The organism is Brevibacillus sp. FIR094, from assembly GCF_050477165.1.
GTDB lineage: Bacteria > Bacillota > Bacilli > Brevibacillales > Brevibacillaceae > Brevibacillus.
Genome location: NZ_JBEAES010000002.1, coordinates 169216 through 191476, shown reverse-complemented (window position 1 = coordinate 191476; position 22261 = coordinate 169216). Strand labels below are relative to the sequence as shown.

Here is a 22261-nt window from a genome sequence, read left to right as displayed (position 1 = left end):
AAAAATTTTCTGAATCAGGTCAGACGTCTGACGACTTGAATTTAGAATTCGAATGACTGGTAAACAGGAGGCGTTAAGATGCAGTATTCACGAGTTTTTTTGATCGTCATGGACAGCGTAGGGATTGGCGAACAACCTGATGCGCCTAAGTTCAATGATGCAGGAGCGAATACCTTAGGGCATATTGCGGAGCGAGTTGCAGGATTTTCATTGCCCAACTTGCAAAAATTGGGTTTGGGAAATATAGCACCACTCCAGAACGTTGCGCCAGTAGCAACTCCTATGGCCCATTATGGAAAAATGCAAGAAATCTCCATGGGGAAAGATACGACGACTGGTCATTGGGAGATCATGGGTCTGCATGTGTCTACTCCGTTTAACACGTATCCAGATGGATTTCCACAAGAGCTGATCTCGGAATTTGAACAACGTATCGGTCGCAAGGTGCTCGGGAACAAAGTTGCTTCGGGGACAGACATTCTCGACGAGCTTGGCGAAGAGCATATGAAAACGGGTGCGGTGATTGTCTATACGTCTGCGGACAGTGTATTCCAGGTAGCAGCGCACGAAGAGGTTGTTCCGCTTGAAGAGCTGTACCATATTTGCGAGGTAGCTCGTGAGTTGACGCTGCGTGATGAATTCGCCGTTACTCGTGTTATTGCACGTCCATTTGTTGGACAGCCAGGCAATTTTAGCCGCACAGCAAATCGCCACGATTATTCCGTGAAGCCATTTGCTCCGACAGTCATGAATCGTTTGCAAGATGCTGGCCTTGCTTCTATTGCAATTGGCAAAATCAGCGACATCTACGCAGAAGAGGGCGTTACTGAATCTATCCGTACCAAAGATAACATGGACGGTGTAGATCAAATTCTGGGTACGATGAAACAATCGTTTACAGGCCTTTCTTTTGTAAACCTTGTGGACTTCGATGCGAAGTTCGGTCATCGCCGCGATCCAGAAGGGTATGGTCAGGCGTTGATGGAGTTCGATGCTCGTATTCCAGAACTTTTGGAAGCGCTACAAGAAAATGATTTACTGGTAATCACGGCAGACCATGGAAACGATCCTGTACATCATGGCAGTGACCATACGAGAGAATACGTTCCGTTGCTTGCTTATCACAAGGGTATTCAAGCTGGGGCACATTTGGGCATCCGTGAGACATTTGCAGACTTGGGTGCGACCATCGCAGACAATTTTGGGGTAACTGCTCCAGCGATTGGGAGAAGCTTCCTCAATCATTTATAAAGGTTAGCAAAAATAAACATTTATATAATAGAAGAAACACAAAAAAGGAGAGAGTTAAATTGGCAAATTTCCATGATGCAGTAGCATATATCGAACCGAAACTGACAGAAAAACCAACCATTGGCCTCGTACTCGGATCAGGACTGGGTGTTTTGGCAGATGAAATCGAAAATCCGGTGATCATTCCTTATCATGAAATCCCTGGCTTTACTGTGTCCACGGTTGTCGGACACAAAGGACAACTCGTGATTGGCAAGTTGCAAGGCAAGCAAGTCGTTGCGATGCAAGGTCGTTTCCACTTTTATGAGGGACATGGTCTGGATGCCGTTGTTTTCCCAACCCGTGTCATGAAGCTGCTCGGCGTAGAAACTATTATTGTGACCAATGCGGCTGGCGGAATTAACGAAGGCTACAATGCAGGAGACCTCATGCTGATTTCCGATCACATCAACATGACGTTCCGCAATCCATTGATCGGTGCAAACGATGAACAATTGGGAGCGCGTTTCCCAGATATGTCTGAGGCTTATTCCAAACAGCTCCGCAAGCTGGCTCATGAAGTTGCTTCCGAGCAAGGAATCCAGCTCCGTGAAGGTGTATACGCAGGTCTGCTAGGTCCTACCTATGAAACTCCTGCAGAGATCCGTATGCTTCGCCTGTTGGGTGGGGATGCTGTAGGGATGTCAACTGTACCAGAAGTAATCGTGGCACGACACATGGGTGTGAAGGTGCTCGGTATTTCGTGCATTAGCAACATGGCAGCAGGTATTTTGGAACAGCCTCTGTCCCATGATGAAGTAATGGAAACAACAGAAAAGGTAAAATCGCAATTCCTGGCTCTGGTCAACGGTATCGTAGCCAAAATGTAAGTAACGGATTCGGAGGGATTAACAATGCGTATGGTCGATATGATCGCCAAAAAACGTGATGGCGGAGAACTGACAACAGAAGAGATTCAATTTCTGGTGACAGGCTATACAGATGGAAGTATTCCTGACTACCAAATGTCCGCATGGGCAATGGCAGTCTTTTTCCGTGGCATGACTGCGAGAGAGACAGGAGATCTAACCTTGGCAATGGCAGGGTCAGGCGAACAGCTTGACCTGTCTTCCCTACAAGGAATTAAAGTAGACAAGCACAGTACAGGTGGGGTAGGCGACAAGACTACCCTTGTTGTTGCACCATTGGTTGCGGCAGCAGGTATTCCTGTGGCAAAAATGTCTGGAAGAGGCCTTGGATACTCAGGAGGCACCATTGACAAGCTAGAGTCCTTCGCAGGTTTCGAAGTAGAACGCACACGCGAGCAATTTTTGCAGCAGGTGCGTGATATTGGCGTGTCCGTAATCGGGCAGTCTGGCAACCTGACACCTGCAGATAAGAAGCTGTATGCTCTGCGTGACGTGACAGCTACTGTAGAAGCTGTGCCGTTGATTGCAAGCTCCATTATGTCCAAGAAGATTGCCGCTGGGGCAGATGCCATCCTGCTTGACGTAAAAGTAGGGAAGGGCGCTTTCATGAAAAGCATTGAAGAGGCAGAAACATTAGCAAATGCGATGGTTGCAATCGGCAGCCAAGTAGGACGTAAAACGGTGGCGGTTATCAGCGATATGAACCAGCCGCTTGGCTTTGCTGTGGGCAATGCATTGGAAGTGAAAGAAGCGGTGGAGACACTAGCAGGTAAAGGTCCTCGCGATTTGACCGAGCTGGTATTGGCTATTGGTTCCCGCATGCTTGTTATGGGTGGGCTTGTTACTGATGTGGAAGAAGGACGTAAGAAGCTCGAAGACCTAATGGCTTCCGGAAAAGCAGTGGATAAACTGGCCGAAATGGTAGAGGCTCAAGGCGGCAATAAGCAGGACGTCTATGATTTGTCTCGTCTGTCGCAAGCAAAGATCATTCATACCGTTACAGCCGATCAGGACGGCTTTGTGAGCGCGATTGATGCGGAAGCAATCGGTCATGCTTCTGTTGTCTTGGGTGCTGGCAGATTGACAAAAGAAATGCCAATTGACTTGGCAGTAGGTCTTGTTCTGCACAAAAAACGCGGGGATCAGGTGAAGGCTGGAGAAGTTTTGGTCACTATCCATGCCAACGAAGACCATCTTCTGCAAAATGCGTTGAAAGAAATGGAAGGTGCCTTCCAAATTTCGACGGCAATCGACGGAGAACAACCGTTGATCTATAAAATTATCGAAGCATAGAATGTCTGGAAATTAGTTGAACAATCAAATAAAACAAGGCGTGCACAGCACATGAGCACGCCTTGTTTTATGAGTAAAAATACAGTTTCTCGAAAAAATATTGTTGATTAAATCTAGTTTTTCATATTCAATAGTAAGATATAAGTCGTTTTTTATTATATAAAATATATTTTACTGTTCGGATTGACTTTATAAAGTTTTATAATTCTACTTGTCAAATTTCGTTGACACCGCTATCATTTCCGATTACTTTTATTGTATTAGACTGTTTGTAAAAGATTATTGCGAAATTCGTAAAAAATGATGGAGGTTCCCAGAAAATCGTATTTATGAAAAAGCTGGACCATGTCGACAGACAGATTCTGCAAATCCTCCATGAAGATGGGCGCATCCCATATACAGAAATCGCCCATCAACTAGGCGTGAGCGAAGGAACGATTCGATCGCGCATCACTCGTCTTTTGCAAGACGGAGTCTTCCAATTCGTAATACAACCCGATCCAGAGAAATTAGGATTACATGTGCAGGTTATCATCGGGTTAACCACAAAGCTAGGTTTGCAGAAAGAAGTGGCAGAAAAATTGAGCAAATTTTCTGCAGTACGTTTTGTAGGCGCTTATAGCGGTAAGCACGACTTGATTATCCAAGCGTGTTTCCATAGTAATGATGAGCTGATCACCTTTGTCAATGAACGACTCTCTCAAATTGAAGGAATTGCAGCTGCGGACGTTTCACTGGAACTGAAGCAGTACAAAGACACCTTCTCTTTCGTTCAAGACGACGAGGTGACCCTGCAATGAAAGGGGTTGATGCCTTCCAGCCGAAGTCAAGCAGCTTCGCGTAGTTTTCATTTTTTTTTCGTCCTTTATTTTCAGAAAAAAGACAAAAAAGAAAAACGTACTGGGGGTTATTGCGTTGAAAAAGAATATGTTTGCACTTGTGAGCTCGATTGCTGTATTAGGAACTGCACTGGCAGGGTGCGGAGGAGGTCAACCAGCTGCCGCTCCACCGGCAGGAGGAACATCTGCGACGCCAGCAACTACACAGCCTGCAACACCAGCTGCTGAGAAGAAGCCACAAGTTTTAAAGATGAACCTGCACACCGAGCCACCTACAACTGATCCAGGGCTTGCAGAGGACACGACTTCAGGCGCGATTATCTTGGCAACCTTTGACGGCTTGACCCGCATTGGTACCGACGATAAGCCACATGAAGCTGCCGCTGAGAGCTACACCGTCTCTGATGATAAGCTCACTTACACATTTAAAATCAGAGAAGCGAAATGGAGCAATGGTGACCCTGTAACAGCACATGACTTTGAATATGCTTGGAAGCGTGCTCTCGATCCAAAAACAGCTTCCAACTACGCATATCAGCTGTACTACGTGAAAAATGGTGAAAAAGCAAATAAGGGCGAAGCAAAGCTTGATGAAGTAGGCGTGAAGGCACTTGACGATAAGACGCTGGAAGTTAAGTTGGAGAATCCAACTCCATACTTCCTGGAATTGCTCGCATTCCGTACCTACTTCCCAGTTAACAAAAAAGTAATTGATGCAAATCCGAAGTGGGCAGGCGAAGCAAGTTCGCACGTCGGTAACGGACCTTTCAAAATCGAATCTTGGGAGCACAAGAGCAAGATGGTGCTCGTGAAGAACGACAATTATTGGGATAAAGACAATGTAAAGCTCGACAAAATCGAATTCTCCATGGTAGAAGACGAAAATACAGAGCTCTCCATGTTCGAAAATGGCGAAATCGATTGGGCGGGCGCACCTATGAGTGCTTTGCCGACAGATGCGATTCCAGCATTGAAAGATCAAGGCAAGATTCAAACCAATCCAATCGCTGGTACGTACTGGTACAAGTTCAATACCGAGAAACCGCCATTTAATAACATTAAAGTCAGAAAAGCATTTGCCTACTCGATCGATCGTAAAGCCTTGATCGACAACATTCTTCAAACGGGTCAAATCCCGGCGACAGGCGCTGTACCTCCATCCATGGTGCTGAATCCAAACGGCTATTTCAAAGACAAAGATTTAGAAAACGCGAAAAAGCTTTTGGAAGAGGGACTGAAAGAGGTTGGTATGAGCAAGTTACCAGCGATTACGTTGTCCTACAACACATCTGAGGCTCACAAGAAGATTGCTGAGGCCATCCAAGACCAATGGAAGAAAAATCTCGGTGTAGATGTGAAACTCGAGAACAAAGAGTGGAAAGTTTACCTGGAGGATATGCATGAGGGTAACTTCCAGATTGGACGGATGGGCTGGCTGGGTGACTTCAATGACCCAATCAACTTCCTGGAGCTCTACAAGGATAAAATGGGTGGAAACAACGATACGCGTTGGGAAAATGCAAAATATAAAGAGTTGTTGAACCAATCCGCTCAGGAATCAGACCTCGAGAAACGTAAGAAAATTTTGGCAGATGCAGAACAAATCCTGATGGATGAAATGCCAATCATGCCAATTTACTTCTACACGCAATCTTGGGTACAGAAGCCAGAAGTGAAAGGCGTTCACCAAACTGGCCTGGGTGACGTGGATTGGAAAGGCGCATACATCGAGTAATTTCATAACGAAGGAAACGGGATTTGCGGCAGAGGGTATATGATTGCGCATATACTCTCTGCTATGCAAGCCCTTCCCATAAATACCAGCTGGCATCATTGCCAGCAAAGAGAAAAATAGAGAGAGAAGCTTTACTGCAAGAGATCTAAGGGTTATTTACACAGCCGATTTTTACACTGTGTCGGCAGCGTTCCGCAGTGTAAACATGGGACGTGAAAGCAATCAAAAATCTACAAGGGGGTAAGTTAGTTGATCCGTTATCTCGGTAAGCGCATCATTTTTATGCTCATCTCGCTCTTCTTAATTGTAACGGCCACCTTCTTCATCATGAAAGCAGTACCAGGTGGTCCATTTACATCCGAGAAGCAGGTCCCGCCGGAAATTAAGGCAGCACTAGAGGCAAAGTACAAGCTGAACCTGCCGTTGCACGAACAATACTTTGAATATTTGAAGGGTGTAGTAACGTGGGATCTTGGTCCGTCGTTTACGGAGAAATCTTCAACTGTTAACGACATGATTAATCGTGGCTTCCCAGTTTCTGCTCACTTGGGAGCACAAGCTTTATTGCTCGCTATCTTTGGTGGGATTACGTTAGGGGTTATCGCAGCGCTAAACCATAATAAATGGCAAGACTATTCCGCGATGGTCATCGCCGTTTTGGGATTATCGGTACCAAGCTTTATTTTGGCGTCCTTTTACCAATACATTTTCGCTATTAATTTGGGCTGGTTTCCAATCGCGAAATGGGAAGGATTCGAATACACCATCCTTCCATCATTGGCACTCGCCGCATCACCGATGGCATTTATTGCGCGTTTGACGCGTTCCAATATGATTGAAGTTATGGGTCAAGATTACATCAAAACAGCAAAAGCAAAAGGCTTGCACACTGTTGCTATTACAGTAAAACACGCAATCCGTAATGCGCTCTTGCCAGTTGTTACTTACTTGGGTCCACTGATTGCCGGTATTTTGACAGGTGCATTCGTTATTGAACGTATTTTCGGTGTTCCTGGTCTTGGTCGCGAATTCGTATTGTCCATTACAAACCGCGACTATACGGTAATCATGGGTACGACCGTGTTCTACTCCATGATCCTAGTTGTGATGATTCTGATTGTTGACATCGCATACACCTTGGTAGACCCACGGATCAAACTTTCGGACGCAGGAAAGGAGTAATGACACGTGCAAAACTTGACTAAAGAACATTTTGAGCCAATTTCCGTAGACCTTCGTCAAGCGGAAGCAATCAAGCGCCCAAGTCTCTCTTTTTGGTCTGACGTTTGGCGTCGTTTGAAAATGAATAAAGTCGCAATGATTTCTATGATCTTCATTGCTGCATTGATCGTATGTGCCATTGTGGTTCCATGGCTAACTCCCCAAGATTATTTTACGACGGATTTGGCTGGCAAGAACAAAAAGCCGTCTGCTGAACACTGGTTTGGAACGGATGACCTAGGTCGTGACGTATTTGAGCGTATTTGGTACGGTGCACGTATCTCTCTGCAAGTAGGTCTTGCCGCAGCGTTCATTGACCTGATCATTGGTGTGATCTGGGGTGGTCTCGCAGGTTTCTATGGTGGAAGAGTAGATGAAGCCATGATGCGTTTCGCAGATATCTTGTTTGCGATTCCTTACCTGCTGGTTGTTATTTTGTTGATGGTTGTTTTAGAGCCTGGTGTTGGAACGATTATTCTTGCCTTGACGATAACGGGATGGATCGGTATGGCCCGGATTGTGCGTGGTCAGATCCTTCAATTGAAGAACCAAGAGTTTGTACTGGCTGCACGCTCCCTTGGTGCTGACGCCAACCGTCTGATCTTCAAACACTTGATTCCTAATGCTTTGGGTCCAATCATCGTTACATTGAGCTTGACAGTACCTTCCGCGATTTTCGCAGAATCCTTCTTGTCCTTTATCGGGTTAGGGGTTTCGGCACCAATTGCATCGTGGGGAACGATGTCCAATGAGGGCTTGCCGGCCATGAAGTACTATCCATGGCGTTTGACATTCCCGGCAATTTTTATCTCCATGACCATCTTGGCATTTAACTTGTTCGGTGACGGTCTGCGCGATGCAGTAGACCCACGCCTGCGTAAATAGGAGGGATCGTCGTAATGGAACGCATTCTTGATGTAAAAGACCTGCATGTATCCTTCCATACGTATGCAGGTGAAGTAAAAGCAGTCCGCGGTGTGAATTTTCACGTCAACCGCGGAGAGGCTGTAGCGATTGTAGGGGAGTCCGGTTGCGGTAAATCCGTAACCGCTCAAACCCTCATGAAGCTGATTCCTATGCCTCCAGGTGAAATTAAACAAGGGCAAATTCTCTTCAATGGCGAGGATATCGTCAAGAAGTCGAAAAAAGAAATGGAATCGATCCGTGGTAAAGATATCGGGATGATTTTCCAAGATCCGATGACTTCCTTGAACCCAACCATGACTATCGGTAGCCAAATTACTGAGGGCTTGATCAAACACCAAAACATGTCGAAAGCTGCAGCACGTGATCGTGCCATTGAGCTGTTGACCATGGTTGGTATTCCGCAACCTGAGAAGCGTGTGGAGCAATATCCACACGAGTTCTCTGGCGGTATGCGTCAACGTGCGATGATCGCAATCGCTCTCGCCTGTTCGCCGAAGCTGTTGATCGCGGATGAGCCGACGACAGCTTTGGATGTAACGATTCAGGCGCAAATTTTGGACCTGATGAAAGATTTGCAAAAGAAAACGGGCACTTCCATTATCTTGATCACACATGACCTTGGTGTTGTTGCCGAGATGTGTGAACGCGTAATTGTTATGTACGCAGGAAAAGTGATCGAGACTGGAACCGTTGACGATATTTTCTACAATCCGCAACATCCTTACACCAAAGGCTTGCTTCGCTCGGTACCACGTCTTGACTTGAACCGTGACGAGCCACTGACACCGATTTTTGGTACGCCGCCAGACCTTCTGCGTCCACCAGTTGGCTGTGGATTCACTGCGCGTTGCGAATCAGCGATGCGTGTGTGCCAAGAGATCGATCCTGAGCTGAACGACGTCAGCACGACTCAGCGAGCAGCTTGTTGGCTTCAGCATCCGCTTGCTCAGAACCGTGCATGAACGTAGAAGGAGGGATATCAGTGGATAAACGTGAAAATTTAATTGAAGTACGTAATCTAAAAAAGTTCTTTTCTATTGGCGATAATACTCTGAAAGCTGTGAATGATATCTCGTTTGAGATTAAACGTGGAGAAACATTGGGCGTAGTAGGAGAGTCAGGCTGTGGAAAGTCCACGGCTGGTCGTACCATCTTGAGACTGTATGATGCGACTGAAGGGGACGTCCTGTTTGAAGGTAAGAGCATCATGAATTTGAACCAGCAGGAAATGAAGGCGATGCGCCGCAACATGCAAATGATTTTCCAAGACCCTTACGCATCTTTGAATCCGCGTATGACAGTTGGGGATATCATTGGCGAGGCGCTGGATATTCACGGCCTGGCGACTGGTCAGAAGCGCAAAGAGCGCATCCAGGAGCTCCTTTCCCTGGTGAGCTTGAATCCTGAGCATATGAACCGTTTCCCACATGAGTTTTCAGGCGGACAGCGCCAACGTATCGGAATTGCCCGTGCATTGGCAGTAGAGCCAAAATTCATCGTGTGTGACGAGCCGATCTCTGCTTTGGACGTATCCGTACAAGCACAGGTTGTAAACTTGCTCGAACAGCTGCAAGAAAAAATGGGCTTGACCTACATGTTCATTGCCCATGACTTATCCATGGTAAAATACATTTCCGACCGTGTAGCGGTTATGTACCTGGGTAAAATGGTTGAGCTGGCAGAAAGTGATGCTTTGTATGAAAAGCCGCTCCACCCGTATACGCAAGCGCTGTTGTCTGCGATTCCGATTCCAGACCCAGAAATTGAGCGTAACCGTGAGCGCATTGTATTGCAAGGCGATGTACCTAGCCCAATGAACCCACCAAGCGGTTGCCATTTCCGTACTCGTTGCCCGAAAGCAATGCCGGAATGCGCTGCATCCACACCTGTATGGAAAGAAGTAGAGCCAGGACATTTCGCAGCTTGTCATTTGTATAACTAAATCAACTACAAATAACGAGTTCCGAGGCTACTCGTGCAGCCCGGAACTCGTTTCCCTTCATAAGGGAGGTTTTACCTCTGAAAAAAGTGGGTATTGTACCCAGAGGCAGTTTTTTCAGGGGTATTTTTTCGGAGTCTTGCACTGGAAAATTGTAGTAGCAATAAAGGGGGCAAGTAGCATGAGTAAATTTTTGTCGCCACGATGGAAAAAGAAGGAGGGAATTTCCAATCTCTTAAAAAAAGTAAATCTGACTAGCCAAGTAGCAACGGATAAGCTAAAAGGCTCTCTTGCTACAAAGATGATTGTGTTTGGTCTAATTCTAGTACTTATTATTATCGGTTCTTTGCAATACATAGCCCTTTCCTTCTCGAAATCAACGCTGTTTAGCATTACCTCTAACCAGGCGAAAATGCTGGCTGACCAGCATGCGAATAGCATAGAAGATGACATAAAAGCAATTGTGAACTCCACGAAATCGGCGGCAACCAAACGTGTGATGATGACAGAGCTGCAACCGCTTATTATGGAGCAGTTTACTCTATTGCGCCAGGCACATAAAGAAGTATCCAGAATCTATTTGATCGACACGGCTACCGGGAAATCCCTGTATTCCTTGACCGGGACCAATGAGATTGACTTCAAGCAAAAGCAATACTTTCAAAGAGCACTGACTACGAAATCCTTGGTCATTTCTGATGAAGAAATCGTTGAAGGCAGCAACAAGAGTTTTCTTTATATTGCGACACCCATAGGGGAAAAGACAGATGATACGAGCCGATTGTTCGTTGTTGGGTTCACGATTGACCAAATGATTCAAAAGATTCCTGAGATCTCTTTCATGGAGAATGGCTATGCATTTGTCGTTCGACAAGATGGCTTGGTTGTAGCCCATCAAAATCCGAATAACAACAACAAGCTCGTGCTAGCTGGTGACAAAGATTATGAAGAGATGCTTGCCTTGATGCAGTATGAGACAAGTAACAGCTTACTGTACTCGGATCATGGTATTGATTCATTTGCAGCTTTTGCACCAATACCGATGTTGAAATGGAATGTAGTTTTGTCCACAGGAACCGACGAGGTGTATGGTGAGGTAGACGGAATGTGGCTGTACTTCGTGCTCTTCAGCTTGCCGATCATCGGACTCTCGGTTTGGGCGATCTGGTGGTTTGCGAAACGGATTCGACTCTCCTTGTTCGCGATAGCCCGAGATATGGATCAAATCGGCGCCGGACATTTTAATATCAACGTAAAAGTAAACGGCAATGACGAACTGGCAATGGTTGGTCGCAAAATGAATGAGATGGCGGCTGAGCTTCGCAAGCTGATTGCCCTTGTACAGGGACAAGCTACACAATTGAATGTAGCGACAGATGAACTGACTCTATTTGCGCAAGAGAACAAAGGAGCCATTAACGTCATTACAGATAATATTTCAACGATTGCCCAACGCGTTTCTACGCAGACGAACGAAGTGCAAGCGACGGCCGATACCGTCTCGGAAATATCGGAAGGCGTTGAACAGGTGGCTGTGGCTGCCGAATCTACATCGGTTGCCACGACCCGTACGTTTGAGAGAGCGCAAGGCGGAATGGAGTTAGTGGAGAACGTAATCAATACGGTAAGACGTGCCACTAATGAGGTAGAACGTACTGCTGGGCAAATGCACAGTCTTCGTGAGCGGGCTCGTGAAATTACGAGCATCGTGGAAATGATTACGAGTATTGCTTCGCAGACGAATTTGTTGGCGCTGAATGCAGCCATTGAGGCTGCCCGTGCAGGAGATGCTGGACGAGGCTTCTCGGTTGTAGCCAGCGAGGTTCGCAAGCTCGCAGAGGAAAGCAGTTCCTTCTCTGAGCGTATTGCTGCCATTGCCCATTCGATCAATGATGAGGCAATGGATATGAGCAAGCATATGGACGAGATCGTTACCATGGTGAGTGGAGGCTTGCAGTCTGTAGAGTCTGTGGGTACTGCTTTCCAAAATATCGTGGCAGAGATTCAATCGGCTGCAGAGCAAAGCGAATCGATGACGGCGACCTCGGAAGAGATGGCCGCAGGTAATCAGGTTGTGACGAACTCCATGCAGCGTCTCGCCACCATGTCGGATGAAATTAGTGATTCCATCTCAGGTGTGGTAGAGACTGTGGATGAACAATTGAATTCGATTGCGCGCATTAATGAAAACGTAGAACAATTGAAAAAAATGGCGGACGAGTTAACTCAAAATGTGAGCCGATTCGTCATTTAAGAAAGTGTCCCTTCTGCTAGCAGCGGAAGGGATTTTTTTGTGTAACCGAATTGTCTTTCGCGAAGATAATCTTGCCGTTTTTGTGTGAATATTTTCCTTTCATGATGGTGAGAATAAAACCATGAATGGAGGGAAGAGACTGCTATGAAACGGAATGGATACCTCGCTCTATGCTTCGTTATGTGCTTTACCATCTTTTCTCCGATGGCTGTTGCCCAAGAAAAGGCTGGACAGCAAAAGGGTGACAATCATTTTGCCCCACTAGCTTCATCCGCAGTGATGATTGAAGCGGATACGGGAACAGTCTTGTATGAGAAGAACGCCAATGAAAAAATGCCACCCGCCAGTATCACCAAAGTTATGACCATGCTTTTGATCATGGAAGCGGTGGAGCGGGGAGAGCTTAAGTTTACCGATAAGGTTCGAACAAGTGAAAGAGCAGCATCGATGGGCGGGTCGCAAATTTTTCTACAGCCCGGTGAAGAAATGACGGTAGAAGACATGTTGAAAGGGATTGCGATTGCTTCTGGGAATGATGCCTCGGTAGCGATGGCTGAGCACTTGGCTGGGACAGAAGAGAGTTTTGTCGCGCGAATGAATGAACGCGCACAGCAGCTCGGCATGAAAAATACGCATTTTGTCAACTCCAATGGGCTTCCTGCCACGAATCACTACTCTTCGGCAGTAGATATTGCGATCATGTCACGTGAGCTCTTAAAGCACGATGGCATCACGAAGTTCACCGGTACCTACCAAGACTATTTGCGGAAAGATACAGAGAGCCCCTTCTGGCTTGTGAACACGAATAAGCTGGTGCGTTTTTATGAAGGGGTGGACGGTTTGAAAACAGGGTACACAGGCGAAGCGAAATACTGTTTAACAGCGACTGCGAAACGCAACAATATGCGTGTCATTGCAGTCGTCATGGGTGAGCCTGATGTGAAAACGCGCAACAATGAGGTTTCGACCATGTTCAATTACGCATTCACACACTTCCAGGTGACGCCGATGTACAAAAAGGGAGAAGCTGTGCGTACACTCGTTGTAGATAAAGGTCAGAAACCGCAAATTAATGCGGTGACACCACATGCTGTTAGTTTGTTGATGAAAAAAGGAGAATCGGCCGATACCTTCCAGAAGGAAATTGTCATCAATGAGGCGGTTCACGCACCTATAGCAAAAAACCAAGTAATAGGCCACATTTTCATCCGTACGAAAGATGGCAAGGAAGTGAACCGAATCGATCTGTTCCCAGAAGATCAGGTAGATAAAGCCAACATGTGGGAGATTCTCAAGCGAACCACCAAGAGTGTTTTGATTAGCTACTGACAGACAGCATGAGCGCGAAAAGAATCGAGTTGCCCCGAATGGAATGGCGCGGCTGCTCGATTTTTTTGTTCTTTTGTCGGCTGGCAGGAATTGGTTTCGTCGAGGAAGAAAGAGAGTTTCTATCAAGGGAGAAGGAGTGTGTCAGCTATGAGTTTACGAGTTGCGATGGAGACACGGCAGGATGTGCTGGTGATCCGTTTGCAGGGTGAGCTGGATCATCATACGGCAGAGGAGTTGCGGAAGAAGGCGGATGATCTTTTGCGTACCTCTACTATACGGCATATTGTGCTGAGTCTGGCTGATTTGACGTTTATGGACAGCTCTGGTATCGGGGTTATATTGGGAAGATACAAGCAGATTTCTGCCCGATCTGGAGAAATGTACGTCTGCTCGATCAATCCTACGATCTATCGAATATTTGAGATGTCCGGGTTATTCAAGGTGATCAAGTTTCGCGAAAACGAAGCGGATGCTTTGCATGTTTTGGGGGTGGCGTAATGATGGTACAACGTAACTTTATGTCAGTGTCGTTTGCAGCATTGAGCCAAAATGAAGCATTCGCACGTGTAGCAGTCGCAGCCTTCATTTCTCAACTCGATATTACGATGGACGAGCTGGAAGAAATCAAAACCGTTATATCCGAGGCTGTTACCAATGCCATTATTCATGGTTATGACGAAAATCCAGAGGGTGTGGTACAGATCTCTGTGCGAATTCAAGAGGACAGCGTTGATCTGATTGTAGAAGACAATGGACGTGGAATTGAGGATGTGGAGCAGGCTATGCAGCCACTCTATACGACGAAACCGGAGCTTGAGCGCTCTGGGATGGGCTTTACGATTATGGAGAATTTCATGGATTCTTTGGAAGTGGCAACGGTTGTGGGTAAAGGAACAACTGTGCGCCTCACCAAACGCCTAGCGTTTGCCAAAGCCTTGCAAAATTAGGGGTAGTGCCTATGGGTGCCGATATCAAAAACGCGAGTCAACCATTTCTGACCAATGACCAAGTAAAAGAGCTAATCGCCAAAAGCCAAGCTGGCGACACTGAGGCCCGAGAGCTTTTAGTCAACAGCAATATTCGACTGGTCTGGTCCGTCGTCCAGCGCTTTATCAACCGTGGATACGAAGCGGATGATTTGTTTCAGATCGGTTGTATTGGCCTTTTGAAAGCCGTAGACAAGTTTGATCTCTCTTATGATGTTCGATTCTCAACCTATGCTGTGCCGATGATTATCGGAGAAATTCAACGCTTCTTACGTGATGACGGTACAGTCAAGGTAAGTCGATCACTCAAAGAAACAGCCAATAAGGTACGACGAACAAAGGATGAGCTGTACAAGCAATTCGGTCGCGCACCCACGATTGCTGAGGTTGCGGACGCGGTGGGGATTACGCCAGAAGAAGTCGTGTTTGCGCAAGAAGCGAATCGGGCACCTTCTTCCATCCATGAAACGGTTTTTGAAAATGACGGGGACCCCATTACTTTGATCGATCAGATTGCGGATGAAGGGGTCAACAAATGGTTTGAAAAAATTGCGCTCAAGGATGCGATCAGCCGATTGAGCGAGCGGGAACAACTCATTGTCTACCTGCGCTACTACAAGGATCAGACGCAGTCAGAGGTAGCGGAGAGGCTTGGAATCTCGCAAGTGCAGGTATCGCGCCTTGAGAAGCGCATTTTACAAACGATCAAAGAGCAAATAGAGCATTAACAGATGCAAACACTCCGGTCACTACGTGGCTGGGGTGTTTTGTTTTGTGAAAAACATCTCGTTTTGTTTCATTAAACAGAATGTGACCGCGTGCGAGCGGAAAATAAACGATCATTTCCGTTTATTTGCATGGGTTTTGTGGCTCGGCACATACTAGCGAATAATCAGGTATGTGATGGAAGGGGAAGGTACCATGAAAGACGCGTTGTTTCTGCGCCTGAGAAAGCGATTGGCCGTACAGCCACAAGCCATGATTACGCTTGGGGACATTTGCCAGCTTTACTGGGATGGAGAGCGCGAGGAAGCCTTAAAGCGGATGCCCATTTATCAGACAAAGCCAACGGATGGCAATTTGATCATTATCGATATTATGCAGGTGATTAAAAGGCTGCGTTCTGTCTATCCTGACGTGGAACTGGACGTCCAGGGTGCACCCCAAATTATTGTGGAAGTACTCAATCCGCGTAAGAAAGCGAATCCAATTTTGGTGGCATTGGTATGGCTTTTGTTGTTCATTGGCTCAGGATTGGCGATCATGAATTTTCATACTGATGTCAGCATGATGCAGGTTCACGAACGAATCTACTATTTGATTACAGGGGAAAAAAGCCATCAGCCTTTGTGGATGCAAATCCCTTACTCTATCGGAATCGGCTTGGGGATGATTCTGTTTTTCAATCATATCTTTCAGAAAAAAATCAATGAGGAACCTAGTCCGCTAGAAGTGGAATTGTTTATGTATCAGCAAAGCCTGGATCAATACTACATACAAAATGAAAACAAGGAAAACCAACGGACGAAGAAATGAGCGTCATCAAGTGCTTGTTGCTTATATTGATCGGGCTGGGTGGAGGGCTTGCAGTAGGGAGCGGGCTGGTCGCGTTTATTACCGTTCTGGACATCATTCCGAGGTTGACACAATTAACGAATGCTCATCGGTATATCCGCTCGCTGGAATGGGCTCTGGTGGCCGGAGCGCTTTTTTTTACGTTTATTGATTTTTTTCATTGGGGTGTTCAATTGCCCGTTATCGTTTCTTCGCTTTACGGGATCTTTGCAGGGATATTTGTGGGAACACTCGCCGCAGGCTTAACTGAGGTACTGAACGTCTTTCCGATATTAGCAAAGCGAATCCACATGGACGGTAGTCTTCTTTTTCTGTTGATGGCAGTGGTGCTGGGGAAAGTGACAGGTTCCTTATTACAATGGTTGCTCCATCTGTGAAATGGTAAATACCACTATTCATAGGCATCTTTTGAAAAAGGAAGGATATAGGAAGAAAGCTTACAAAGGGAGTGAAAGGGCATGGCAACCAAAACAAAATCCAAAAACCCCGGATCGATGCAGATGACCAAACAGCTGTATCAACAGCAGGCTTCCAAGTTCCAGCCCAAACGAAATGTTCTACTTAACTCGTTTCGTGCTTTCTGGGTGGGAGGGACCATATGTTTGTTGGGTCAGGCCATTCAAAATATGTATATTACCTTCTTCGGATTTACGGAGAAAACAGCAAGTAATCCGACCGTTGCGACGCTCATCTTTCTATCTGTTTTGCTCACAGGTTTAGGTGTGTATGACAATATCGGGCAGTATGCCGGAGCAGGATCAGCTGTGCCTGTTACAGGCTTTGCCAACTCGATCGCTTCTGCTGCCATTGAACATCGGAGCGAAGGATTGGTGCTCGGGGTTGGGGGAAATATGTTCAAGCTGGCTGGTTCGGTCATTGTATTTGGGGTTGTTGCTGCTTTCATTGCGGGAATTTTAAAGAGCCTGATCAACATGCTTTTCTAAGGGAGGGCTGTCAATGTCAAACAAACCAGCAGTGAAACGAGTCAATCGGCAAACCTGGCACTTCGATCAAGATGTTCGCCTGCAAAGCTCGGCAGTGGCTGTGGGACCAAAAGAAGGAGAAGGGCCGCTAGCGCACTTGTTTGATAAGATCCACGATGATATGTATGCAGGCCAACAAACGTGGGAAGACGCCGAACGCCAGTTGATGGAGGATGCAGTCAACACCTTGCTGCAAAAGGCGGGGATCACGGGCAAGGATGTGGATATCATTCTTGCGGGTGATCTGTTGAATCAAAACATCACCACCAACTTTACAGCAGAAAAGTTGACGATTCCGCTTTTGGGCATGTACGGAGCTTGTTCTACTTCAATGCTTACACTGGCAAATGCGGCAGCTTTGGTAAACGCAGGTTATGCAAACAAGGCGATTGCTGCTTGCAGTAGCCACAATGCCACAGCAGAAAGGCAGTATCGTTACCCCACGGAATACGGAGGCCAGAAGCCACCCAGCGCCCAGTGGACAGTGACAGGAGCCGGCGCTGGATTGGTCGGGATAGGGGGAAATGGTCCGCGCATAACGTATGCGACGATGGGGAAAGTAGTGGACATGGGGATTAAAGACCCGTTTGATATGGGGACGGCCATGGCGCCAGCAGCTGCTTCAACGATTCAGACGCATTTTCAAGATACGGGGCGCTCCCCACAGTCCTATGATTTGATCGTGACTGGTGACCTGGCAGCTGTCGGGTACCCGATTTTAAAGGAGCTCATGCTGACAGAAGGATACGACATGGATCAAGTCTACAATGATTGCGGATTGATGATATATACCCCCGATCAGGATGTATTTGCAGGCGGGAGCGGTTGTGCTAGCAGTGCAGTGGTCACTTATAGCTACATAATAGATCAGCTCAACCGTGGGTTACTGAAAAACGTGTTGGTCTGCGCAACGGGAGCACTATTAAGCCCGGTAAGTACGCAGCAGGGCAATTCGATTCCATGCATCGCCCATGCGGTTGCACTTGAGGGAGGAAAATGATGGAGTACCTGATTGCTTTTGTCGTAGGAGGATTGGTTTGTGTAGTGGGTCAACTCCTTCTGGATGTTGGCAAGCTAACGCCTGCTCATGTCATGAGTACGCTGGTCGTGGCAGGAGTTTTTCTCGATTTCATCGGCGTGTATGACAAGTTTATTGATTTCGCAGGGGCAGGTGCAACTGTACCGATTACGAGCTTCGGTCATTCTTTGTATCACGGAGCCATCAGTGAGGCCGAACAACATGGGTTGATCGGTGTGGCAACGGGGATTTTTGAGGTCACAAGTGCGGGCATATCGGCCGCGATTGCATTCGGATTTTTTGCCTCACTCATCTTCAAACCCAAAGGGTAAGTCCAGGCAGTAAAAGGCGGTGACCCAGCATGGACACAGTACGCCGGAAAGTCATATTGGTGACAGACGGAGATCATATTGCCCAAAAAGTTATCGAGAATGTCGCCAAGCAATTTGGAGGTCGATGTATATCACTGTCTGCCGGGAATCCGACTCCATTACGAGGCAATCAGATGGTCGAACTCATTAAAATGACACCATATGACCCTGTCATCGTCATGTTCGATGACAATGGAGATTACGGCAAGGGTAGAGGGGAACGAGCACTCGAATACGTGGTGAAGCATCCTGATATCGAAGTAATCGGTGCGATTGCAGTAGCCTCGAATACACACTGGGTCAAGGGAGCGACGGTCTCTTATTCCGTAAACAACCAAGGACAAATTGTAGATGAAGCGGTGGACAAGGACGGGTACGCAGACGAGCAACTTCAACATCATATTTATGGAGATACCGTAGACATCTTGAATTCCCTGCATATACCAAATGTCATCGGCATTGGAGATATAGGCAAAATGGAAGGCAGGGATAGTTTGCAAAACGGTTGTCCCATCACAACGAGAGCGGTGCAATGGATAATGGAAAGGAGCGGCGCTCATGACACAGGTCACGGAAAAACGGCATCCCATCTCGACTTATCTTGAAGAGAATCAGAGGTATTTGAACGACAGACTCGGTGTTGGTAAGAGCTTTGATATTGGGGTTCATGATTTTTATGTGGGTCATACACGAATGTTGTTGTATTACATAAATGGCTTCGCAGAAAGCTTACTGATTTCGCAGATCATGCGTGAGCTGAACGATGTGCGTGAGCGGGATCTGGCTGATAACGCTTTCGACCATTTGTTTCACAAATTCATCCCTTTCTACCAACTGAGCAAGGTAGAAACGACTGACGAATTTATTGATAAATTGCTCGTAGGTCAAGTAGGTCTGATTATTGACCGATCTCCCCACGCCATTATTCTCGATGCAAAAATCCTGCCGAATCGCACACCGCAGGAGCCAGATACGGAGAGAATCGTCCGCGGGGCGCATGACGGCTTTACAGAAGTACTCGTAACCAATACGACTCTTACGCGTCGAAGGATTCGTGACGAACGGCTCCGATTCGAAATCATGCAGATTGGAGAGCGGACAAAGACAGATGTTGCCGTTGCCTACTTGCATGATGTGGCGAATGAAGAGCTGATCCATACGTTGAAAGAGCGTCTACAAAATATCCAGATTGACGGGATACCGATGGCAGAAAAAACCGTCGAAGAATTTATCATAGGAAAAACGTTGAACCCCTTCCCTCTGGTTCGATACACAGAGCGTCCCGATGTAGCCGCTGTACATCTATTAGAAGGTCACGTACTGATTTATGTGGATACTTCGCCGAGTGTCATGATCACACCCGCCACTTATTTTCATCATGTACAGCATGCGGAGGAGTATCGACAAACACCAGTAATCGGTGCTTATCTGCGCTGGGTTCGCTTTTTGGGAATCTTTGCTTCAGTTTTTGTTTTGCCGATCTGGTTGCTCTTAGTCATGCACCCTACCATGATACCGGAGCCACTTCACTTCATGGGGATCAAAAAGATGGGGAGCATTCCTATTTTGGCACAATTCGTGATCGCTGAGGTTGGACTGGACTTGATGCGGATGGCCGCCATTCATACGCCAGCGCCGCTCTCGATTGCCGTAGGTTTATTGGCCGCGATTCTAGTCGGGGATGTGGCGATCAAGGTAGGACTCCTTGCACCTGAGGTTATCTTGTATCTGGCAGTGGCGGCAATCGGGATGTATGCGACTCCCAGTTATGAGCTGGGCTTGGCCAATCGACTGATTCGTTTGTTTCTAATTCTCATGGTGGGCTTTTTCTCTACGCCGGGTCTGATGATCGGACTTACGATCATCCTTATTTTCTTGGCTTCCACCCGTTCGCTCAATACGCCTTACTTATGGCCGTTCATTCCATTCAACTACAAAGGGATGAAGGATATTGTGGTACGACTGGCTGTGCCAAGCAAAAACAACAGGCCAAGTATCGTTCGCGCGCAAAATTCCTCTCGGCAATAATATTCTGAAAACGGTTGGCTTCACCCATTGTCAAACGCACAACCTTGTAGTAAATTGTAGGGAAGCCTTACGAACAAAAGTTTCTGTATGGCAACTGACGCTCCTCGTTGGTTGCCTTTCTCTATAACAGGTTGTCTATATACATCATCGGTGCGAATGCATTGGGGAGGAAACGAAACATGTACTTACACGGGACAAGTCGAGTGAATGAACAAGGAAACTTGGAAATCGGAGGCTGTGATACGACACAGTTAGCTGCTGCTTACGGAACACCTTTATATGTGTATGACGAACAACAAATTCGCACCAAATGCCGGGAATTTGTCAATGCGTTTCACAATACGGGTTTTTCCTTCCAGGTTGCTTACGCGAGCAAAGCTTTTTGCACGATGGCGATGTGCAAGTTGGTTGAAGAGGAAGGCTTGTCACTTGATGTAGTATCTGGTGGCGAATTGTATACGGCTCTGCAAGCTGGATTCCCCGTAGAACGCATCCATTTCCATGGCAACAACAAATCTCGTGATGAGTTAATCATGGCACTAGACGCCAAAATTGGCTGTTTCGTTGTGGACAACTTTTATGAGTTGCACATCTTGGCGCAATTGGCCGAAGAGCGGAACGAAAAAGTCTCCGTTCTCTTGCGTGTCACACCGGGTGTAGAAGCTCATACGCATGAATACATTTCTACAGGACAGATCGACTCCAAGTTTGGCTTTGACGTGCAAAACGGCCAGGCTCTTGAGGCGATTCAATTCTCTCACGAAAGCAATCATCTCCATTTATTAGGAGTTCATAGCCATATTGGTTCACAAATATTTGAAACAGAAGGTTTCCTCGTCGCTGTCAAACGATTGACAGAACTGTTGGGCGAAGCAAAAGGAAAGCTTGGATTCCTGCCGGAAGTACTAAATGTAGGAGGAGGCTTCGGTATTCGGTATGTAGAAGGCGATACACCGCAGCCAGCGGACACGTATATCAAAGCTATTACAGATATCGTTCGCCAAGAGCTCACAGCGCTGGAGATTCCTCTACCTGATATCTGGATCGAGCCAGGTCGGAGTATTGTAGGGGATTCAGGGACAACCTTGTACCGAATTGGATCGCAAAAGAACATTCCAAATGTCCGGAAATATATTGCGGTCGATGGTGGCATGACAGACAATCTGCGACCAGCTTTGTACGATGCAGAATATGAAGCAGCGATTGCGAACAAAATGAATGCACCTACTACAGAGGTGGTTTCCATTGCAGGGAAGTGCTGTGAGTCAGGTGATATGCTCATCTGGGATGTAAAGCTGCCAGAAGCGCAGGCGGGTGATATTCTCGCAGTCCCAAGCACAGGTGCATATGGATATTCGATGGCGAACAACTATAACCGGATCGCTCGTCCTGCTGTTGTATTTGTCAAGGATGGAGAAGCAGAAGTGGTCGTACGACGCGAAACGTACGCAGAAGTAGTCGGTCACGATGTTTTGCCAAAACGCGCGCAGCTTATGCGCTAAACTTCATAAAAAATGCACAAACCTTCCCGATCGTTTGGGAAGGTTTTGTATTTCCTTCATCTCCCATTCATGATTGCTTAATGTTTGCTCGGCATAATGGAA

22 protein-coding genes are annotated in these 22261 nt (G+C 46.8%); all 22 read left to right on the top strand.

Annotated features, from left to right (window positions below; all coding sequences use genetic code 11):
• The first annotated feature begins 78 nt into the window (after window positions 1-78).
• The 22 genes from deoB to lysA all read left to right on the top strand — a co-directional run bounded on the left by deoB (window position 79) and on the right by lysA (window position 22159).
• A complete protein-coding gene (deoB, locus tag ACQ5DJ_RS02170; RefSeq protein WP_429840986.1) occupies window positions 79-1251 on the top strand; it encodes a phosphopentomutase in 1173 nt (390 codons plus the stop codon).
• Window positions 1252-1310: 59 nt separating this feature from the next.
• The gene (locus ACQ5DJ_RS02165) at window positions 1311-2120 is read left to right on the top strand and encodes a purine-nucleoside phosphorylase (protein WP_429840985.1); all 810 of its coding nucleotides are present in this window, start codon (window positions 1311-1313) and stop codon (window positions 2118-2120) included.
• A gap of 24 nt (window positions 2121-2144) precedes the next feature.
• The gene (locus ACQ5DJ_RS02160; RefSeq protein WP_429840984.1) at window positions 2145-3452 is read left to right on the top strand and encodes a pyrimidine-nucleoside phosphorylase; all 1308 of its coding nucleotides are present in this window, start codon (window positions 2145-2147) and stop codon (window positions 3450-3452) included.
• 329 nt (window positions 3453-3781) lie between these two features.
• Window positions 3782-4252: an Lrp/AsnC family transcriptional regulator gene (locus tag ACQ5DJ_RS02155; protein WP_007720718.1), complete on the top strand. Its 471-nt coding sequence runs from the start codon at window positions 3782-3784 to the stop codon at window positions 4250-4252.
• Between the two features lie 115 nt (window positions 4253-4367).
• Window positions 4368-6026, top strand: coding sequence for a peptide ABC transporter substrate-binding protein (locus ACQ5DJ_RS02150; RefSeq protein ID WP_429840983.1), 1659 nt, complete (start codon window positions 4368-4370; stop codon window positions 6024-6026).
• 249 nt (window positions 6027-6275) lie between these two features.
• The gene (locus ACQ5DJ_RS02145; protein ID WP_376898582.1) at window positions 6276-7208 is read left to right on the top strand and encodes an ABC transporter permease; all 933 of its coding nucleotides are present in this window, start codon (window positions 6276-6278) and stop codon (window positions 7206-7208) included.
• Window positions 7209-7214: 6 nt separating this feature from the next.
• Complete coding sequence (locus ACQ5DJ_RS02140; protein ID WP_429840982.1) at window positions 7215-8132, top strand: ABC transporter permease; 918 nt, start codon at window positions 7215-7217, stop codon at window positions 8130-8132.
• 14 nt (window positions 8133-8146) lie between these two features.
• Window positions 8147-9136 carry an ABC transporter ATP-binding protein gene (locus ACQ5DJ_RS02135; protein WP_144616119.1) on the top strand — a complete coding sequence of 330 codons (990 nt, stop codon included), beginning with the start codon at window positions 8147-8149 and terminating at the stop codon, window positions 9134-9136.
• Between the two features lie 20 nt (window positions 9137-9156).
• Window positions 9157-10116, top strand: coding sequence for an ABC transporter ATP-binding protein (locus ACQ5DJ_RS02130; protein WP_429840981.1), 960 nt, complete (start codon window positions 9157-9159; stop codon window positions 10114-10116).
• A 178-nt stretch (window positions 10117-10294) separates the two neighbouring features.
• On the top strand, window positions 10295-12367 hold the full coding sequence (locus ACQ5DJ_RS02125; protein WP_429840980.1) for a methyl-accepting chemotaxis protein: 2073 nt from the start codon (window positions 10295-10297) through the stop codon (window positions 12365-12367).
• A 144-nt stretch (window positions 12368-12511) separates the two neighbouring features.
• A complete protein-coding gene (locus tag ACQ5DJ_RS02120; protein ID WP_429840979.1) occupies window positions 12512-13696 on the top strand; it encodes a D-alanyl-D-alanine carboxypeptidase family protein in 1185 nt (394 codons plus the stop codon).
• Window positions 13697-13843: 147 nt separating this feature from the next.
• The gene (gene spoIIAA, locus ACQ5DJ_RS02115; RefSeq protein ID WP_007724108.1) at window positions 13844-14194 is read left to right on the top strand and encodes an anti-sigma F factor antagonist; all 351 of its coding nucleotides are present in this window, start codon (window positions 13844-13846) and stop codon (window positions 14192-14194) included.
• Window positions 14194-14643: an anti-sigma F factor gene (gene spoIIAB / locus ACQ5DJ_RS02110; protein WP_048032581.1), complete on the top strand. Its 450-nt coding sequence runs from the start codon at window positions 14194-14196 to the stop codon at window positions 14641-14643. Before spoIIAA ends, spoIIAB begins: the two co-directional genes overlap by 1 nt.
• 11 nt (window positions 14644-14654) lie before the next feature.
• The gene (gene sigF / locus ACQ5DJ_RS02105; protein ID WP_007724105.1) at window positions 14655-15410 is read left to right on the top strand and encodes an RNA polymerase sporulation sigma factor SigF; all 756 of its coding nucleotides are present in this window, start codon (window positions 14655-14657) and stop codon (window positions 15408-15410) included.
• Window positions 15411-15603: 193 nt separating this feature from the next.
• Complete coding sequence (locus tag ACQ5DJ_RS02100; RefSeq protein ID WP_429840978.1) at window positions 15604-16218, top strand: stage V sporulation protein AA; 615 nt, start codon at window positions 15604-15606, stop codon at window positions 16216-16218.
• Complete coding sequence (locus tag ACQ5DJ_RS02095; protein ID WP_017248056.1) at window positions 16215-16634, top strand: stage V sporulation protein AB; 420 nt, start codon at window positions 16215-16217, stop codon at window positions 16632-16634. Before ACQ5DJ_RS02100 ends, ACQ5DJ_RS02095 begins: the two co-directional genes overlap by 4 nt.
• An 81-nt stretch (window positions 16635-16715) precedes the next feature.
• Window positions 16716-17201, top strand: a complete 486-nt coding sequence (spoVAC, locus tag ACQ5DJ_RS02090) for a stage V sporulation protein AC (RefSeq protein WP_392428769.1) — start codon at window positions 16716-16718, stop codon at window positions 17199-17201.
• A gap of 13 nt (window positions 17202-17214) precedes the next feature.
• Window positions 17215-18240 (top strand): stage V sporulation protein AD, encoded by a 1026-nt coding sequence (spoVAD, locus tag ACQ5DJ_RS02085; protein WP_429840977.1) that lies wholly within the window; start codon window positions 17215-17217, stop codon window positions 18238-18240.
• Window positions 18240-18590, top strand: a complete 351-nt coding sequence (gene spoVAE, locus ACQ5DJ_RS02080; RefSeq protein ID WP_007724093.1) for a stage V sporulation protein AE — start codon at window positions 18240-18242, stop codon at window positions 18588-18590. The genes spoVAD and spoVAE overlap by 1 nt, the downstream gene beginning before the upstream one ends.
• A 29-nt stretch (window positions 18591-18619) precedes the next feature.
• Window positions 18620-19234, top strand: coding sequence for a stage V sporulation protein AE (locus tag ACQ5DJ_RS02075; protein ID WP_429840976.1), 615 nt, complete (start codon window positions 18620-18622; stop codon window positions 19232-19234).
• Window positions 19188-20657, top strand: coding sequence for a spore germination protein (locus ACQ5DJ_RS02070; RefSeq protein ID WP_429840975.1), 1470 nt, complete (start codon window positions 19188-19190; stop codon window positions 20655-20657). The genes ACQ5DJ_RS02075 and ACQ5DJ_RS02070 overlap by 47 nt, the downstream gene beginning before the upstream one ends.
• A gap of 179 nt (window positions 20658-20836) precedes the next feature.
• Window positions 20837-22159 carry a diaminopimelate decarboxylase gene (lysA, locus tag ACQ5DJ_RS02065; protein ID WP_429840974.1) on the top strand — a complete coding sequence of 441 codons (1323 nt, stop codon included), beginning with the start codon at window positions 20837-20839 and terminating at the stop codon, window positions 22157-22159.
• Window positions 22160-22261 lie beyond the last annotated feature (102 nt).

Bases quoted from the DNA above. Each gene is read 5' to 3' on its own strand.
- deoB (WP_429840986.1), top strand. From the start codon at position 79: ATGCAGTATTCACGAGTTTTTTTGATCGTCATGGACAGCGTAGGGATT.
- ACQ5DJ_RS02160 (WP_429840984.1), top strand. From the start codon at position 2,145: ATGCGTATGGTCGATATGATCGCCAAAAAACGTGATGGCGGAGAACTG.
- ACQ5DJ_RS02155 (WP_007720718.1), top strand. From the start codon at position 3,782: ATGAAAAAGCTGGACCATGTCGACAGACAGATTCTGCAAATCCTCCAT.
- ACQ5DJ_RS02135 (WP_144616119.1), top strand. From the start codon at position 8,147: ATGGAACGCATTCTTGATGTAAAAGACCTGCATGTATCCTTCCATACG.
- ACQ5DJ_RS02125 (WP_429840980.1), top strand. From the start codon at position 10,295: ATGAGTAAATTTTTGTCGCCACGATGGAAAAAGAAGGAGGGAATTTCC.
- ACQ5DJ_RS02120 (WP_429840979.1), top strand. From the start codon at position 12,512: ATGAAACGGAATGGATACCTCGCTCTATGCTTCGTTATGTGCTTTACC.
- spoIIAA (WP_007724108.1), top strand. From the start codon at position 13,844: ATGAGTTTACGAGTTGCGATGGAGACACGGCAGGATGTGCTGGTGATC.
- spoIIAB (WP_048032581.1), top strand. From the start codon at position 14,194: ATGATGGTACAACGTAACTTTATGTCAGTGTCGTTTGCAGCATTGAGC.
- sigF (WP_007724105.1), top strand. From the start codon at position 14,655: ATGGGTGCCGATATCAAAAACGCGAGTCAACCATTTCTGACCAATGAC.
- ACQ5DJ_RS02100 (WP_429840978.1), top strand. From the start codon at position 15,604: ATGAAAGACGCGTTGTTTCTGCGCCTGAGAAAGCGATTGGCCGTACAG.
- ACQ5DJ_RS02095 (WP_017248056.1), top strand. From the start codon at position 16,215: ATGAGCGTCATCAAGTGCTTGTTGCTTATATTGATCGGGCTGGGTGGA.
- spoVAC (WP_392428769.1), top strand. From the start codon at position 16,716: ATGGCAACCAAAACAAAATCCAAAAACCCCGGATCGATGCAGATGACC.
- spoVAD (WP_429840977.1), top strand. From the start codon at position 17,215: ATGTCAAACAAACCAGCAGTGAAACGAGTCAATCGGCAAACCTGGCAC.
- spoVAE (WP_007724093.1), top strand. From the start codon at position 18,240: ATGGAGTACCTGATTGCTTTTGTCGTAGGAGGATTGGTTTGTGTAGTG.
- ACQ5DJ_RS02075 (WP_429840976.1), top strand. From the start codon at position 18,620: ATGGACACAGTACGCCGGAAAGTCATATTGGTGACAGACGGAGATCAT.
- ACQ5DJ_RS02070 (WP_429840975.1), top strand. From the start codon at position 19,188: ATGACACAGGTCACGGAAAAACGGCATCCCATCTCGACTTATCTTGAA.
- lysA (WP_429840974.1), top strand. From the start codon at position 20,837: ATGTACTTACACGGGACAAGTCGAGTGAATGAACAAGGAAACTTGGAA.